Origin of the sequence: Corynebacterium sp. HMSC27B11, assembly GCF_001815985.1 — a bacterium.
Classification (GTDB): domain Bacteria; phylum Actinomycetota; class Actinomycetes; order Mycobacteriales; family Mycobacteriaceae; genus Corynebacterium.
On sequence record NZ_KV823550.1, the window covers coordinates 33,620 to 49,450 of the forward strand.

The following is a 15,831-nucleotide window of genomic DNA, read 5'->3' on the forward strand; positions in this document are numbered from 1 at the left end:
GCAAATATAGAGGACAGTGAGGGATATGGCTTACGTTGAATCGGGCGGCGAATTCGATCGCGACATGAACTACATCGACGACCGCATCGTCAAGGACGTCGAAAACTTCGACCCCAGCAACACCGCCTCCGGCAAAGGACAGGCCTGGCCGGTCAAGCCCAATACTTACCGGCTGATCGCAGCCCGCGCCTGCCCGTGGGCACACCGCGCGGTGATCACCCGGCGCCTCATGGGCCTCGAGGACGCGATCTCCCTGGGGCTAACCGGCCCCACTCACGACTGGAAGTCCTGGACCTTCGACCTCAACGAAGACTCCGTCGACCCCGTGCTGAAGATCGGCAAGCTCCGCGACGCTTACCTCAACCGCTACCGGGATTACCCTCGCGGCATCACCGTCCCGGCGATGGTGGACGTCGCGTCGAAGTCGGTGGTCAGCAACGACTTCTTCAGCATCGTCGAGGACCTCGCCACTCAGTGGACCGATTATCAGCGCCCCGGAGCCCCGGACCTCTACCCGGAGGCGTTGCGCGCGGAGATCGACGAGATCAACGAGCGCGTCTTCCGCACCGTCAACAACGGCGTCTACCGCGCAGGGTTCACCGGTTCGCAGGAGTCCTACGAGAAGGCTTTCAACGAGCTCTTCAGCACCCTCGACTGGCTGGAGGAACGACTGAGCAGCCGCCGCTACCTGGTCGGCGATCACATCACGCTGGCGGATGTGTACCTCTACCCCACCCTGATTCGTTTCGACATGGTGTATCACAACCACTTCAAGTGCAATCGAAACAAGATCTCGGAGATGCCGAACCTATGGGGCTACCTGCGTGATCTCTTCCAGACACCGGGCTTCGGCGACAGCACGAATTTCCAGCAGATCAAGGACCACTACTTCCTGGTCCACACCGATATCAATCCCACCGGCGTGGTCCCGGTCGGCCCAAGCCCGGAGATCTTCTACACCGAGCATGGCCGCGAGGAGCTCCCGGGCAGCCCGTTCGGCGAGGGCACCGCCCCGGGCGCTCCCCAAGGGGAGGACGTGCTGGACGGCGACGAGGTCGGCGCCTTCGCCTAAGTTAGCGCCTGGTTTTTAGCGCTTCGGCACTAACGCTTGGTGCCGATCTTCTCGGCGACATCCTCCAGCCCCGTGGTGATCTTCGAACCCGCGGAGGCACCCGTGGTCGCCGGGGAAATCAGCTCCACCCGTGCGCCCAGCTCGGCGATCGCCGGCTGGTCCAGAAGATCCGCGAAGGCCTCCTTGCCCTGCCCGCGGAAGTCTTCGACGAGGATGACGTCCGGAGCAAGCGCGGCGATGCGCTCCGGGTCTGCCGGTGCCGCACCCCGCATGCCCTCAGCCTCGGAGATCAGCTCGCCACCGGCCTCCTTCACCAGGCCGCTGGCCATCGTGGACGGCGCCATGATCATCTTCTTGCCGCCGCGAGCCATGAGCAGCAGGACGCGGGGCTTGGCTTCCTTGTCCAGCGACCCCACGATCTCATCGCGTCGCTCGCCGATCTTCGCGCTCAGCTCCTGGGCCTTGTCCTGCTCGCCGGTCAGCTCGCCGAGGGTGGTCATGCTCTTCATGAGGCTGTCGATGGAGCTCCAGTCGGAGTCCTTGAAGGTGTGAACCTTCACCCCGCTGTTGGCGAGCAGCTCCGCGGCAGAGCCCTCGGAGCCATGCCGCTCGGTCAGCACGACCAGATCCGGGTTGAGCGCCAGCACCTGCTCCGGGTCGGCGTGCACCCCATCGGGAAGCGCGGTCTCGCCAACCGGCTTGCTGCCAGGGGTCGCCGGGGATGCCACGATGCGCTCGTGATCGACGAGCTCCGCGAGCACGCTGGTCGCATCGGAAGACAAGGAGGCGATGCGCTGCGGCTTGGTTACCGCCTCTCCGGACTCGGTGGACTCCGCGCTGCGGCTTTCCTCCGCTCCCTGCGTAGCTTGCGCAGCGCCGTCGTCCTCGGCCGGGGAGCACGCCGCGGCGAAAGTGAACAGCGAGAGGGTCAGCGCGACGAGCGCGCGACGCCAGTGCTTACGGGTAGTAGTCATTCTCATCCTTAAAGTCTTTTGTCTTGGGTCTCGGGGCGTAGCGTTTCAGTGCTCCGCCACCGTGGGATTCGGGTTTACGGCGCATCCGGAAGCAGCGGCCAACCCGCCGCCACGCGGTGTCACAGCGGGGTGACTCGCAGGCTCTCCGTCACCGGGTCCGGCCTAATGTCCACCGGGACGCCGTAAACCTCGGATACCAGCTCCGGGGAAAGCACCGCCTCAGGCGGCCCCGTGGCAGCCACGTTCCGCTCCGCCATGAGGACGAGCCGGTCGCAGTACCGCGCCGCCAGGGTCAGGTCGTGCAGGACAACCACCACGGTCTTGCCCTGCTGTGCCTGTTCCCTCAGGAGGTTGAGCACCCGCACCTGGTGTTTAAGGTCGAGCGCGCTGGTGGGCTCATCGCACAGCAGAACCGGGGTGTCCTGCGCGATCGCGCGTGCGACGTGAACCAGCTGGCGCTCGCCGCCAGAAATCTGATTGACCGATTTCTCCCTCAGGTGCTCGATCCCCACCCTCGCCAGCGAGTCTTCCACGATCTGGCGGTCGGAATCCGTGAACTGTTGGAACCGGGACACGTGGGGGTGGCGTCCGAACTGGACGACCTCGGCGACGGAGAAGTCGAAGCTCATCGTCGTTTCCTGGGGGACGACCGCCATCTGCTGGGCGCGCTGACGGTCGGAGGTTCCAGCATCCAGCCAGACCCCGCGCAGCAGCGTCGACTTGCCGGCCCCGTTGGGGCCGATGATTCCGGTGACCTGGCCCTGTTCGGCCGAGAAGGCGACGTCGGAAAGAATGCCGGGGACGGTGATGCGGGCGTCAATCATGCCGACCACCCCGCCGGACGACGGCCACGCAGCAGCAGCCAGAGGAAGATCGGCGAACCGATGAAGGCCACGACCGTTCCGGTCTGCAGCGTGACTGGGGCGAAGAGCATGCGGGCGATCGTGTCTGCTGCCAGTAGAAAGGCCGCACCGGCCAGCGCAGCGGTGGGCAGCAAGGACTTGTGATTCGGGCCGATGATCAGGCGGATGAGGTGCGGCACCACGAGCCCCACGAAGCCGATCACACCGGAGACCGCCACCGCCGACGCGGTGATCAATGCAGCAACCGTAAGTGTGACAACGCGAACCCGGCGCACATTCACTCCCGTGGTGCGGGCAGCCTGGTCGCCCATCAGCAGGATGTTGAGGTCCCGGCTAAAGAGCAACAGAAGCACAATGCCGAGCACAATGGGCAGGCTCGCGATGGCGACGGGCTCCCAGGTGCGGGCGACAAGATCGCCGTTGAGCCAGAAAGCCACGCCGCGGATATCCGAGTCCGAGGGTGCGTTGGCGATCGCAGCCGAGGTGACCGCACCCAAAAACGCGCTGAGCGCAATACCGACGAGCACGAGGGTGGCCGGGCCTCCCCCGCGCATCGCCGCGGCCAGCTGCACGATGGCCACGGCTCCCAGCGCCCCGAGGAAAGCCGAGGCCGGCAGTGCCCAGGCGGCCACCGCGCTGAATCCGGTGACGATGGCCAGCACCGCGGCCGTCGCCGCCCCAGCGGACACACCGATGATGCCCGGGTCTGCCAGCGGGTTGCGGAAGACCGCCTGCATCACGGTTCCGGCCACGGCCAGGGCCGCGCCCACGAGAGCGGCGATGATTGCGCGGGGCAGGCGGATGGTCGCCACAACGTTATAAGCGCTCCCCAGCGCCGGATCCTGCCGGGCGATCTCTCCACGCCCAGTGATCTGCGCCCAGACGCTGGCCAGCACATCCGGCACCGCGATGGTGACCGGCCCGATGGCGAGCGCTGCGATAAAGAGAATTGCCGCCAGGATCGCCGCGATGGCGATTGCTACCGCCGGCGAGCTAAGACGACGTTTCTGCACACCGCGAACCTACATTAATTGATAGCCATTTTCAATATTTGTGCAGGCTATCACCTCTAGGCCAATCTTCGGCCGCCAAGCAGGAGTTAGTGGATTTTGGCTTCCTGCCCTTGCCACGCCTCGTCACGTAGTTCCTTCTTGCGCACCTTGCCGGTAGAGGTCCGGGGCAGCTCGTCGAGAATGACGATATCCTTGGGAACCTTATAGCCCGCCATATTCACCCGGCAGTGGGCGATGATCGCCTCAGAAATCGCCTCCGGATCATCCCCTCGAGCCTCCGACCGCAGCACCACGTACGCACGCGGCCTCTCGCCCCATTTCTCGTCCGGCACTCCAATGACCGCGCAATCGGAGACGTCCGGGTAACTGACGATGCCCTGCTCCACCTCGATGGTGGAAATGTTCTCACCGCCACTGACCACCACATCCTTGGCCCGATCCAGCAGCTGGATATAGCCATCGGGGTGCTTGACACCGAGATCGCCGGTGTGGAAATACCCACCCCGGAAGGCGATGCGGGTGGCTTCCTCATCCTCGAAATATCCCGCCATCACCCCATTGCCAGTCATGACGATTTCGCCCATCGTCGTACCGTCGCTAGGCACCTCGACAATCGAATCATCATCTTCAGCGGTTTGCTCGATGACCAGCACCTCTTCGTTGGTGATCATTGCAACGCCCTGCCGGGCCTTCAGCACCGCGCGACGCCGGACAGTCATATCCGACCACTCGCGCTGTGGCTCGCAAACAGTAAACGGCCCATAGGATTCCGTCAGCCCATAAACGTGTGTGACTTCGATGCCGAGATTCTCACACCGAGTGATGATGGTGGGGCTCGGCGGGGCTCCCGCGGTCACGATCCTGAGGTTCTTCACGCGCCGCTTGTTCTCATCATCGACCAGCGTGGTGAGCACCGCGGGAGCGCCACACATGTGAGTGATCCCTTCTTCTGCGATCAAGCGCCACATCTCCGGCCCTCGCACCGCCCGGAGTGCCACCTGGGTTGCCGAAACTGCCATCGTCGCCCAGCCGGTACACCAGCCTGAGCAGTGAAACATGGGCAGCGTCCACAGATAGACGCTGTCGCTGGCGAATTTTTGCGCGTTAACCTCACCGATAGCGTTGAGATAGGCTCCGCGGTGTGTGTACACGGCGCCCTTCGGCTTACCGGTCGTGCCCGAGGTGTAGTTGATCGCAATGGGCTCATTATCGTCGGCCACCCGATAACTTAGATCCTCGCCCTCCCGGTGGGGCGCGATGAAATCCGCGAAAGAGGGGAACTTCCCGGGCTGGGTGCCGTCCAACTCTGGGATCTCCAACAGCCGCAGTTCTTCTGGCAGTTCCTCAACCACGCCGGCTAGCAGGTCAGCTGCACCGATGAGGATATTAAACCCAGCGTGACCTTGGATATAGGCCACCTCGGCCGCCGCGAGCCGGGTGTTGATAGGCACGGTCACTCCCCCAGCGAGAGGCACAGCAAACTGCGCCAGCAGAGCCTCGTAGCTATTCGGGGCAAGCACCCCTACCCGGTCGTGCAGCCCCAACCCGTGGGCTCGCAACGCACGAGCGAAAGCCTCCGCATCCTCTCGGAACTGCCTGAAGCTGATGCGCCGCACTCCGTCGATGCAGGCCGTGGCTTCTGGGAAGATATTGGCGCTGCGCTCTAGGAACCGCAGCGGGGTCAGGGGAACGTTCAAACCTCGATACTTAGTTTCCATAACCAACACGCTACATTCCCGCGCCCGCTTAAAGCGAGAGAAAATAAGAAACCTCCGAGCCCGTTTTCCCGGGGCCCGGAGGTTTCTACGCGAATCACCGCGCATCACGCACGCGAGCGGTGGCCGCGTGCGGTGCTAGTTCAGCTTCTCGGCGATCAGCTTATTGACCTGCGCCGGGTCACCCTTACCCTTGGTTGCCTTCATCACGGCACCCACGATCGCGCCGGTGACCTTCTTATTGCCCGCGCGGTACTTCTCCACGATGTCCGGGTTTGCAGCCAGGGCCTCGTCGACGGCGGCCTCGATCGCGCCGTCGTCGCGGACGACCTCCAGGCCACGATCCTTGACCACCTGGTCGACGTCACCCTCCCCTGCCAGCACACCGTCGACGGCCTGGCGGGCGAGCTTGGTGGTCAGCTTGCCTTCCTTGACCAGCTCGATGATGCGGGCGACCTGTGCTGGGGTGATGTCGAGCTGCTCCAGCTCCACGCTCTGCTCATTGGCCTTCTGCGCCAGGTAGGCCACCCACCAGCTGCGGGCATCCGCCGGATCCGCGCCAGCCTCGGTGGTCTCCACGATCAGGTCGAGCGCACCAGCGTTGACGAGGTCGCGCATCTCCGCGTCCGGCAGACCCCACTCCTTCTGGATTCGGGCGCGGCGGATCCACGGCATCTCCGGTAGGGTCGCGCGGATCTCCTCGACCCACTCCTCCGGCGCAAGCACCGGGGGCAGGTCCGGGTCGTTGAAGTAACGGTAGTCCGCCATGGACTCCTTCGGACGACCCTTCGAGGTGGTGCCGTCCTCCTGGTAGTGGCGGGTCTCCTGCTGGATCTCCACCCCGTTGACGAGGCAGGCGGCGTGGCGCTGCATCTCGAAGCGCACGGCCTGCTCCACGGAGCGCAGGGAGTTGATGTTCTTGGTCTCGGTGCGGGTGCCGAACTCGGTGCTGCCCTTCTCGCGCAGGGAGAGGTTCGAGTCCACGCGCATGGAGCCCTGGTCCATGCGGGCATTAGACACGCCGAGGGCCTTAACCAGGTCGCGCAGCGCGGTGACGTAGGCGCGCGCGATCTCCGGGGCGCGCTCGCCGGCTCCCTCGATCGGCTTCGTGACGATCTCAATCAGTGGCACCCCGGCGCGGTTGCAGTCCACCAGGGAGGCAGTCGCACCGTGGATGCGACCGGAAGCGCCACCGAGGTGGGTCAGCTTTCCGGTGTCTTCCTCCATGTGGGCGCGCTCGATCTCGACGCGCCACTCGGTGCCGTCATCGAGGACGACGTCCAGGTAGCCGTCGTAAGCGATCGGCTCGTCGTACTGGCTGATCTGGTAGTTCTTCGGCTGGTCTGGGTAGAAGTAATTCTTGCGCGCGAAGCGGGAGTACGGCGCGATCTTGCAGTTCAGTGCAAGCCCGATCTTGATGGCCCACTCCACGCCCTGCTTGTTGACGACCGGCAATGCGCCCGGCAGACCCAGGCTGCACGGGTCCACGTGGGTATTCGGATCCCCGCCGAAGGCAGCGGTCGAGGTGGAGAACATCTTGGTGTTCGTGGACAGCTCGACGTGGACCTCCATTCCCATCACGGGTTCGAAGCGCTCCAGCACTTCGTCGAAATCCATCACATCGTCGGAATAGTCATACAACTGCGCAGTCATGGCGCCCATCTTAGTACCTTTGCCACCGGTCATCTGTAATCGGCTCGGGTGCTTTTAGCCCAGCAGGCCCTGGAGGTTTTGGTAGCGGTAGCCCGGCACGGACTTCACCCGCCCGACGGCCTGCTCGAAGTCGATGAGGTCGATTTTCTCGCCGTGCAGGGCGGCCACTTTTCCGGTCTTTCCTTCCAGCACTGCCTTGGTCGCGTTGACCCCACAGCGGGTGGCCAGCACCCGGTCGAAGGCAGTCGGGGTCCCGCCGCGCTGCATGTGCCCCAGCACCGAGGAACGCACCTCCACTCCCAGGCGCTTCTCCACAGCTCGGGCCACCTGGTAGCCCATGCCCTGGAGCTTGACGTGCCCGAACTCGTCGAGCTCCTCTTCCCCCTCGCCCTGGCCGTCCAGGCTGCCGCCCTTCGGTTCCGCGCCTTCTGCCACGCAGATGATCCCGTAGCGCTCGCCCTGCTCGAAGCGCTTCTCCATGCGGGCGCAGACCTCGTCGATGTCGAAGGGGAACTCCGGCAGCAGCACGTCGTGAGCGCCACCGGCCATGCCCGCATGCAGCGCGATCCAACCGGTGTGGCGCCCCATGACCTCAACGATCATGACGCGCTTGTGGGACTCCGCCGTGGTGTGCAGGCGGTCGATGGCCTCGGTGGCCACGGCGACGGCGGAGTCGAAGCCGAAGGTGTAATCCATGCCGTCGACGTCGTTGTCGATGGTCTGCGGAATGCCGACAACCGGGATGCCGTTGTCGTGCAAGAACTGTGCACCCCGCAGGGTGCCGTCACCGCCGATCGGGATCAACGCGTCGACCTCGTGCTCCGCGAGGTTGGCCTTGATTGTGTCGATCTGCGCCTTGAACTTATCCGGGTGCAGCCGGCCAGTGCCGAGAATCGTGCCGCCGTAACGAATGATGCGGTCGATATAGGCGTCGTCGTAGAGCGGGACCACGCGGTTTTCCACCAGCCCCTGGTAACCATCCTCGAAGCCAATAACCTCGACACCGGCGGCACCCGCGGTGCGCACGACACCACGAATCACTGCATTCAAGCCGGGGCAATCCCCACCACTGGTCAAAATCGCGATACGCATATCCTTAAGCTCTCCTCCCGAGCTGTGCCACCGGCACGTGTGCTTCCGTTGCAGCCTTACGCCAGCAACACTAGTTGCGCGGGGCAGGTCCTGGCTTAGCACTTCCCGAGACGGCCGTGGCCACGAGCCCGACCAGCAGCGCAGCGGCGATCGGGAGGAAGGACTGGCCGAAGGCATAAGCAAGCTGCTCCCCCGCGCCGTCGCCGTAGTGGCTCAAACGCACCTGGAGGACAGCGCCCACCACGGCCACGCCGGTGACCGCACCGACCTGGCGGATCGTGTTATATGCCCCCGATCCGGCACCGGCCAGGTGGGGCGGCAAATCCCGCAGCGTCATCGCGGAGTTGGGCGACCAGAAGGCAGCGTTGCCCGCCCCCATCAGCAGCATGGGCACGATGATCGCCCCGGCCGATCCTCCCGGGCGAAGGCAGAAAAACAGCCCGAGAATCCCGGCGATCATGAACACGAAGCCGGCCACGGCGATGGGCTGGGCGTCCTTCCGGTCGATGAGCCAACCGATCCAGGGTGACAGCGGCAGCGCCAGGACGGACATGGGCAGCACATAGGCCACGGCCGTCATCGCGGAGAGTCCGTGGACCTGCTGCAAGTACATCATCAGCGGCAGCATCATGCTTGCGGTGGCAAAGCCCATCGTGAAGATCGCGAGGTTTCCCATCGAGAAGCTGCGGCGGGAAAACAGCGTGGTCGGCAAGACCGGATCCTTGCCTTCCGCGCCGTGCGTGAGCCGGGCCTGGCGGCGGAAGAAGAGCACGCCGATGGCGATACCCGCAGCCATCACGGCCCAGATCCACCAAGCCCAGGCCACGGTCTCGCCCTGCTGAATCGCGAAAATGAGGCAGCTGACCGCGAGCATGGACTGGACCATCGAGATCCCGTCGATGGGCTTATCGGTGGGCTCGAAGGGCGGCACCCAGGCCGCAACCAGCGCGATGGACAGGATGCCGATGGGAACGTTGACCAGGAAGATCCAATGCCACGAGAGCGTGGAGGTGATGACCCCTCCCAGGATCGGCCCCATCATGGTGGATAGGCCTGCCACGGCACCCCACACCCCCATGGCCGCGCCCCGCTTCTCCCGCGGAAAGACCCGGTTGATCACCGACATGGTCTGCGGGGTCAGCAGGGCCGCGCCGAGCCCCTGCACCGCCCGGGAGATCATTAGCCACTCGATCGTCGCGGAATAGCTGCACGTCAGTGAGGCCAGCGTGAAGATCACCATGCCCACGATGTAGACGTTCTTCGGCCCGTAGCGGTCCCCCAGCCGCCCAGTGACCAGCAGCGGGACGGCGAAGAAGAGCAAGTACACCGAGGTCACCCAGATGACCTGGTTATAGGTGGCGCCCAGCTGTGCCTGCAGATCCGGGGTGGCAACGGCCACGATCGATTGATCCAGCAGGATCATGAAGAAACCGATGCAGAGGGCGGTCAGCGCCCGCCAGGCCGCCACGCTGTTCAGCGGGAGGGTCGGATACTTGTGCTCAGTCACAGGCACCATCTAATCACCTCCCCGGTCCGCTCTCCCCTCCCCGGGCCACGCCGGGCGGGAAGGCCGGGTCAGTTACCAGCCTCCGGCGGGAATAGTTGTGGAGCGGGCTCTGTGTCTTAGTCCAAGAGCTGTTTTAGCCCCAGAGCTGCGCCACCCGCTGCCGCACCTCCGGCAGCGTGGCCCGGAATTCGGGCATGAGGTTGAGCTCCTCCAACTTCGAGAGCGGCTGCCATCGCAGGTCCGTGGATTCCTCGGTGAGGACGAACTCCAGCGGGTGCTCAGCGCGCGCAATGACGGTGCTATACCGCCATTCAGTCACAGTCTCATCGAGCACCTCCCACCAGAACTTGGCGCCGAGCCCGAAGACCGCCCGTCCCCCGTGTTCTGGGTGGTAAATGGGCTGCTCCTGCAGTGCCTGGCGGACATCGCCATCACGCTCGATCATGGCGCGCACAGGATCCAACAGGTGTTCCTCCTCCGGGAGGACGGCTTCGCGGCGCAGCACGTGGTTCAGCTCGACGCGAGAGGTGACCAGCGTGTCCAGGACGGTGACGTCCGCGGGGTCGATCCCAGTCTCCTCCTGAGTCTCGCGCAGCGCGCCCTGCTCGGGCGATTCGCCGTGGTCAATTGCCCCACCCGGCAGCGCCCAGGTGTCCCCACGGTTGGTCCACCAGGCACGGTGCTGCATGAGGACGACCGGCTCGGCGGAGTCCTCGGCCGGGGCGCACAGGAACAGCCCGGCTGCCCCCAGGGTCCCCCACCTGCGGGAGCCATCGACGCCAATTGCCCAGCCATCACCCGTAGTAACCATAGGGTCTACTGTACGCCAGCGGCCCCGCACCCAAATCGAATCTGGGTGCGGGGCCGCTCGGTGTGCCTAGTTCAAGGAGCCTTAGTTCTCGCGGCCTGCCTCGAAGGCGGAGCCGACGCGGTAGATGCTCTCCTCACCATGGGCCGGGCCCATCAGCTGCAGACCGGTTGGCAGCTGGGTATCGCTGCTCAGTCCGCCCGGAACGGACATGCCGCAGACACCGGCGAGGTTCAGCGGGAGGGTGAACAGATCGAAGAGGTACATCTGCAGCGGATCGTCGACCAATTCGCCGAGCTTGAACGCGGTGGTTGGGGTCGTCGGCGCGGCGATGACGTCCACCTGTTCGAAGGCCTTGGCGTAGTCCTGCGCGACGAGGTTACGCACGCGCTGTGCCTGCAGGTAGTAGGCGTCGTAGTAACCAACGGAGAGCGCGTAGGTGCCCAACATGATGCGGCGCTTCACCTCCGGACCAAAGCCCTGCGCGCGACTCAGGCTCATGACCTCATCGGCGCTGCGGGTGCCGTCGTCACCGGCGCGCAGGCCGTAACGCATCCCGTCAAAGCGGGCGAGGTTGGAGGAGATCTCGGAGAACTGGATCAGGTAGTAGGCATTCAGCGCGTGGTCGAAGTTCGGGCAGTCGACCTCCACGAGCTCCGCGCCCTGGGACTTCAGCTGCTCCAGGTTGGCCTCGTAGCGCTCGCGCACGCCCGCCTGCAGGGCTTCTGCCTGCTGGAACTGCTTGATCACACCAACCTTCACGCCCTTGAGGTCACCGTTCGCACCCTGCTTGGCGGCTGCGACCACGTCGGCGATCTCGTGGCGGGAGGACGTGGCGTCGTTCTGGTCGAAGCCCGCAATCACCTGGTGCAGGCGGGCGGTGTCCTCGACCGTACGGGCCGCCGGGCCACCCTGGTCCAGGGAGGAGGCGCAGGCGATAAGGCCATAGCGGGAGACGGTGCCGTAGGTCGGCTTCACGCCCACGGTGTTGGTCAGTGCAGCCGGCTGGCGGATGGAGCCGCCCGTGTCGGTGCCGATGGCCAGCGGCGCCATGCCCGCAGCCAGCGCGGCGGAGGAGCCACCGCCGGAGCCACCCGGGGTACGCTCCAGATCCCACGGGTTGCGGGTCACGCCATAAGCGGAGTTCTCGGTGGAGGACCCCATTGCGAACTCGTCCATGTTGGTCTTACCCAGGATCGGGATACCAGCGCTGCGCAGACGCAGGGTCAGCGTCGCGTCGTAGGGGCTCATGTACCCCTCGAGCATCTTCGAACCGGAGGTGGTGGGCGCGTCGGTGGTGACGAAGGCATCCTTCAGCGCGAGCGGCACACCGGCCAGGCTCGAGGTCGGCGTATCACCAGCGGCGATGGCGGCGTCGACGTTGTGGGCGGCAGCCAGTGCCTCGTCGGCGCTGACGTGAATGAAAGCGTTGATCTCCCCATCAACGTCGCTAATGCGGTCCAGGTGAGCCTGGGTCACCTCGACAGAGCTGATGTCCCGCGAGTGAATCTTCTCTGCCAGTTCGGCGGCGGTCCAGGTCGTGAAGTCGGAGTCCGTACGCTCCCCGACCGTCAGGCGCTGAGCTTCAGTCATCAATAATCCTTTGAGCTGTAATCATCGGCAGCGTGGGTACGCTGCGTGGAGTTGGTGTTGTTATTCCGGCGTGCCAGCCAGGCACAAAGCTAAGGCAGGTTAATCGGCGAGGATCTGCGGAACCTGGAAGCGCTGATCCTGCACTGCCGGTGCCTGATCCAGGGCCTGCTCGGCGGTCAGCACGGGCATGACGACGTCCTCGCGCATCACGGAGACGGCACCGTCGACGTTCTGAGTCGGGTGGCTCAGCGGCTCAACCCCCTCGGTATCGACCTTGGAGATCGCGGCGACGTGCTCGATGATGTCGTCGATCTGGTCGGCGTAGCTCTGCAGCTCATCCTCCGGGATCTCGAGGCGTGCCAGCTTGGCCAAGTGGGCAACATTTTCGCGGGAAATTTCAGACATGCCCATAACTCTAGTCAAGGCCGTGCACGTTCACCTAGCATGCCCCGGCCGGAAAAGAGCTCCTTAAGTTTTTCGCACGGATCGCTAGACTTTAGGCATGTCTTATTTGATGCGCGTGCGCGTACCCGATTCGCCCGGCGCCCTTGGCAAGATCGCCCAGGCGCTCGGCAACGTCGACGGCAACATCCAAGGCGTCGACATCGTCGGCTACGACGAAGACGACTCCCTGAACAACGAGATCGTCGTCGTTGACGACATCGTCGTGGACCTGCCCCACGGCACGTTGCCGGACGTCTTGATCACCGCAGCCCAGGAAGTCGAGGGCGTGTTCGTCGACTCCATCCGCCCGTTCTCCGGCTCGATCGACCGCCGCGGCCAGGTGCAGATGTTGGCCTCCATCGCGGCGCTGCGCTCCCGCCGCGCTGAGGCCCTGGAGACGCTGATGGCGGATCTGCCGCGGTCCATGTCCGCGGGCTGGGCCATCGTGTTGGATACCGCGCCCCGCACCCATCGCATCGCGGCCTCGAGCGCTGCTCCTGAGGACAACGGCCAGGAGCTGGATTCCGCGCCCGTACTCGAGGCCCGGGTTCTCAACCCCGAGCAGGAGGACTGGATCCCCGAGCCCTGGGCGGTCATGGACTCCTCGCTTGCCGCCACCCCCATCGAGGGTTCCTCGCTGATCCTCATCGTGGGTCGCCCGGGCGGCCCGGACTTCCTGCTCTCCGAGGTGGAGCACCTGCGGCAGCTGGGCAGCATCCTGGGCGCGTTCTTCGCCGACTGATCCCTCGCCGGCGAAATACAACGCCCCGCGGCCGGGCGGGCGACCGTCGGGGGCTGGGGTGTTTTAGGCCTTCAGGAAGAACTGATAAGCCGGGCTGGAGCTGACCTCCGTGGCGTGATAACCCAGCTTCTCCAGGTGCTCGGCGAACTCCGCGTCCCCCTCCACATTCTCGAACGCGGCGAGCACGCGACCATAGTCCATGCCGATGCTTCGGTAGTGGAAGGCCGACACATTCCACCGCGTTCCCAGCACCTCGAGGAAGCGGATGAGAGCGCCCGGGTGCTCCGGGAACTCGAAAGCGAACACGCTCTCGGTCACGGCGTGTGGTGGCTGGCCGCCAATCATGTACCGCACGTGTTCCTTGGCCACCTCGTCCTCGGAGAGGTCGACCACCCCATAGTCAGCCGCAGCCAGGTCGGTGAGGATGGATTCCCGCTCCTGGTGGCCACCCTTGAGCTGCACACCGACGAAGATCTTCGCTGGTTCGTCGGTCTCCCCCACGCGGTAGCTGAACTCGGTGACCGCGCGGCTACCCAACACGGTGCAGAAGTCCAGGAAGGCACCCTTGGCCTCGGGGATCGTCACGCCGAACAGGGCCTCGCTGCCTTCGCCGAGCTCCGCGCGCTCGGAGACATAGCGCAGCGAGTGGAAGTTGACGTTGGCACCCGAGAGCACGTGGACGAGGGTTTCGTCGGTGATCTCGTGCTCGGCGCAGTAGCGCTTGAGGCCCGCCAGCGCCACCGCACCGGCAGGCTCGGCGATCGCGCGAGTGTCGTCGAAGATGTCCTTGATCGCCGCGCTGATCTCGTCGGAGGTGACGGTCACGACGTCATCCAGCCACTCGTCCAGGATGCGGAAGTTCTCATCCCCGATGCGCTTGACCGCCACGCCCTCGGCAAACAGGCTGGTGTAGGCCAGGTCCACCGGCCCGCCCGCCTTCTTCGCGGCGACGAAGCAGGCGGACTCCTCCGGCTCCACGCCAATGACCTGGATTGTCGGATTCAACTGCTTGAGCAGGATCGCCACACCGGCAGCCAGGCCACCGCCTCCGATGGGGACGAAGACACGGTCGATCTCGGGGACGTCCTGGAAAATCTCCAGGCCGATGGTTCCCTGACCGGCGACCACCGCCTCGTCGTCAAAGGGGGCGACGAAGACCATGCCCTCGGTCTCGGAGAGCTCGATGGCCTTCGCCTTGGCCTCGTCGAAGTTGGCACCGTGCAGCAGCACACCGCCGCCCAGCCCCTGCACTGCAGCGACCTTGATCTGCGGGGTGATCTCCGGCATTACGATGGTGGTCTGGATACCCAGCTCGCGGCCGGACAGGGCCACCCCCTGCGCGTGGTTTCCAGCGGATGCCGCGACCACGCCCCGATTGCGCTCCTCCGGGCTCAGTTGAGCCATGCGGTTGAAAGCGCCGCGAATCTTGAAACTGTGCACCGGCTGCAGGTCCTCGCGCTTGACGAGCACGCGGTTATTCAAGCGCTTGGACAGCACGGGCATCGCGTCGGTGGGAGTGTGCTTCGCCGCCCGGTAGACGGGTGCTGCGACGATCTCCTTGAGGTAATCGGCTGCGGTGGGCTGTGGTGAGGAAGACATGTTTAGAAATTATAGGCAACCGGCCTATTGCAGCGGCCAGCTGGTGTTCACGTTCGCGTCGCGCCCCTTGGAGCGGAAGTATTCTGCCAAGCTGGACTGCTGCTCGTAGTACCAAGTGGACTGGTTCAACATCAGTTCATCGGCGCTCATCTGGGTAAGCTCCGGGTGCTCACGGGCGATCTTCCATGCCACGCGGGCCGCGGCGATCGCATCAGCGGTGGCCTCGTGCGCATTGTCGAGGGCCACCTCGTAGTGTTCGCAGACCGCCCCCAGGGTGCGCTTGCCCTTGCGATACTGGTCGAAGTGGCGGTCCAGCAGCAGCGGGTCGATGACTGGACCGTCCACGGTGAAGCTCGGGTCTTGGCTGCGCAGCACCGTCAGGTCATAGGGGGCATTGAAGACCACGAGGGTCGCGCCGTCCTCCCAACCCTGCCGGATCGCCCGGATCGTCTCCGCCAGGACCTCGTCGTGCGGCTGACCGTGCTCCCGTGCGTATTCGGTCGTGATGCCGTGCACCGCGCTGGCCTGCTCGGGGATCTCGACCCCCGGGTCAGCGAGCAATTCGACGTCATCCACCTGACTGCCGCGGATGCGCACCATGGCGCTGGTCACGATGCGGGCGGACAGTGGATTGGTGCCGGTGGTCTCTAGGTCGAAGCTCAACATGTGAGCCGGATTGAAATGCGCTGCGGTCATGATCCTTACTCTAACCGGAGCACCAGACAGGCCAGAGCGGATCCTCGATAGACTTGGAAC

General features: G+C 64.8%; 14 protein-coding genes. 2 read left to right on the top strand and 12 right to left on the bottom strand.

The genetic code is table 11. The features are described 5' to 3' along the window. Positions 1 to 25: 25 nt before the first annotated feature. Complete coding sequence (locus HMPREF3097_RS03030; protein WP_070760852.1) at positions 26 to 1,072, top strand: glutathione S-transferase family protein; 1,047 nt, start codon at positions 26 to 28, stop codon at positions 1,070 to 1,072. 29 nt (positions 1,073 to 1,101) lie between these two features. On the opposite strand, the gene HMPREF3097_RS03035 is transcribed toward HMPREF3097_RS03030, so the two are convergent. The 10 genes from HMPREF3097_RS03035 to gatC all read right to left on the bottom strand — a co-directional run bounded on the left by HMPREF3097_RS03035 (position 1,102) and on the right by gatC (position 12,695). Beyond that, positions 1,102 to 2,046, bottom strand: a complete 945-nt coding sequence (locus tag HMPREF3097_RS03035; RefSeq protein ID WP_246821232.1) for an ABC transporter substrate-binding protein — start codon at positions 2,044 to 2,046, stop codon at positions 1,102 to 1,104. 119 nt (positions 2,047 to 2,165) lie between these two features. Beyond that, the gene (locus HMPREF3097_RS03040; RefSeq protein ID WP_070760854.1) at positions 2,166 to 2,870 is read right to left on the bottom strand and encodes an ABC transporter ATP-binding protein; all 705 of its coding nucleotides are present in this window, start codon (positions 2,868 to 2,870) and stop codon (positions 2,166 to 2,168) included. Then, positions 2,867 to 3,922, bottom strand: coding sequence for a FecCD family ABC transporter permease (locus HMPREF3097_RS03045; RefSeq protein WP_070760856.1), 1,056 nt, complete (start codon positions 3,920 to 3,922; stop codon positions 2,867 to 2,869). Before HMPREF3097_RS03045 ends, HMPREF3097_RS03040 begins: the two co-directional genes overlap by 4 nt. A gap of 86 nt (positions 3,923 to 4,008) precedes the next feature. Next, positions 4,009 to 5,640: an AMP-binding protein gene (locus HMPREF3097_RS03050; RefSeq protein WP_070761021.1), complete on the bottom strand. Its 1,632-nt coding sequence runs from the start codon at positions 5,638 to 5,640 to the stop codon at positions 4,009 to 4,011. A 135-nt stretch (positions 5,641 to 5,775) separates the two neighbouring features. After that, positions 5,776 to 7,290, bottom strand: coding sequence for an Asp-tRNA(Asn)/Glu-tRNA(Gln) amidotransferase subunit GatB (gene gatB / locus HMPREF3097_RS03055; RefSeq protein ID WP_210398520.1), 1,515 nt, complete (start codon positions 7,288 to 7,290; stop codon positions 5,776 to 5,778). A 54-nt stretch (positions 7,291 to 7,344) separates the two neighbouring features. Then, a complete protein-coding gene (locus tag HMPREF3097_RS03060) occupies positions 7,345 to 8,382 on the bottom strand; it encodes a 6-phosphofructokinase (protein WP_070760860.1) in 1,038 nt (345 codons plus the stop codon). A 70-nt stretch (positions 8,383 to 8,452) separates the two neighbouring features. After that, positions 8,453 to 9,898 carry an MFS transporter gene (locus HMPREF3097_RS03065; RefSeq protein ID WP_070760862.1) on the bottom strand — a complete coding sequence of 482 codons (1,446 nt, stop codon included), beginning with the start codon at positions 9,896 to 9,898 and terminating at the stop codon, positions 8,453 to 8,455. Between the two features lie 124 nt (positions 9,899 to 10,022). Further along, positions 10,023 to 10,700 carry an NUDIX domain-containing protein gene (locus HMPREF3097_RS03070; RefSeq protein WP_070759320.1) on the bottom strand — a complete coding sequence of 226 codons (678 nt, stop codon included), beginning with the start codon at positions 10,698 to 10,700 and terminating at the stop codon, positions 10,023 to 10,025. A gap of 81 nt (positions 10,701 to 10,781) precedes the next feature. Continuing rightward, positions 10,782 to 12,290, bottom strand: a complete 1,509-nt coding sequence (gene gatA / locus HMPREF3097_RS03075) for an Asp-tRNA(Asn)/Glu-tRNA(Gln) amidotransferase subunit GatA (protein WP_070759318.1) — start codon at positions 12,288 to 12,290, stop codon at positions 10,782 to 10,784. A gap of 99 nt (positions 12,291 to 12,389) precedes the next feature. Further along, a complete protein-coding gene (gatC, locus tag HMPREF3097_RS03080) occupies positions 12,390 to 12,695 on the bottom strand; it encodes an Asp-tRNA(Asn)/Glu-tRNA(Gln) amidotransferase subunit GatC (RefSeq protein WP_070759377.1) in 306 nt (101 codons plus the stop codon). Positions 12,696 to 12,792: 97 nt separating this feature from the next. Between gatC and HMPREF3097_RS03085 the strand changes: the two genes are divergently transcribed. Then, positions 12,793 to 13,476 carry an ACT domain-containing protein gene (locus HMPREF3097_RS03085; protein WP_070759316.1) on the top strand — a complete coding sequence of 228 codons (684 nt, stop codon included), beginning with the start codon at positions 12,793 to 12,795 and terminating at the stop codon, positions 13,474 to 13,476. A 63-nt stretch (positions 13,477 to 13,539) separates the two neighbouring features. Here the strand turns inward: HMPREF3097_RS03085 and ilvA are convergent, their stop codons facing one another. Both ilvA and HMPREF3097_RS03095 read right to left on the bottom strand, forming a co-directional pair. Next, positions 13,540 to 15,075 carry a threonine ammonia-lyase, biosynthetic gene (ilvA, locus tag HMPREF3097_RS03090; RefSeq protein WP_070759314.1) on the bottom strand — a complete coding sequence of 512 codons (1,536 nt, stop codon included), beginning with the start codon at positions 15,073 to 15,075 and terminating at the stop codon, positions 13,540 to 13,542. A gap of 24 nt (positions 15,076 to 15,099) precedes the next feature. Further along, positions 15,100 to 15,771, bottom strand: coding sequence for a 3'-5' exonuclease (locus HMPREF3097_RS03095; RefSeq protein WP_246818125.1), 672 nt, complete (start codon positions 15,769 to 15,771; stop codon positions 15,100 to 15,102). Positions 15,772 to 15,831: the final 60 nt, after the last annotated feature.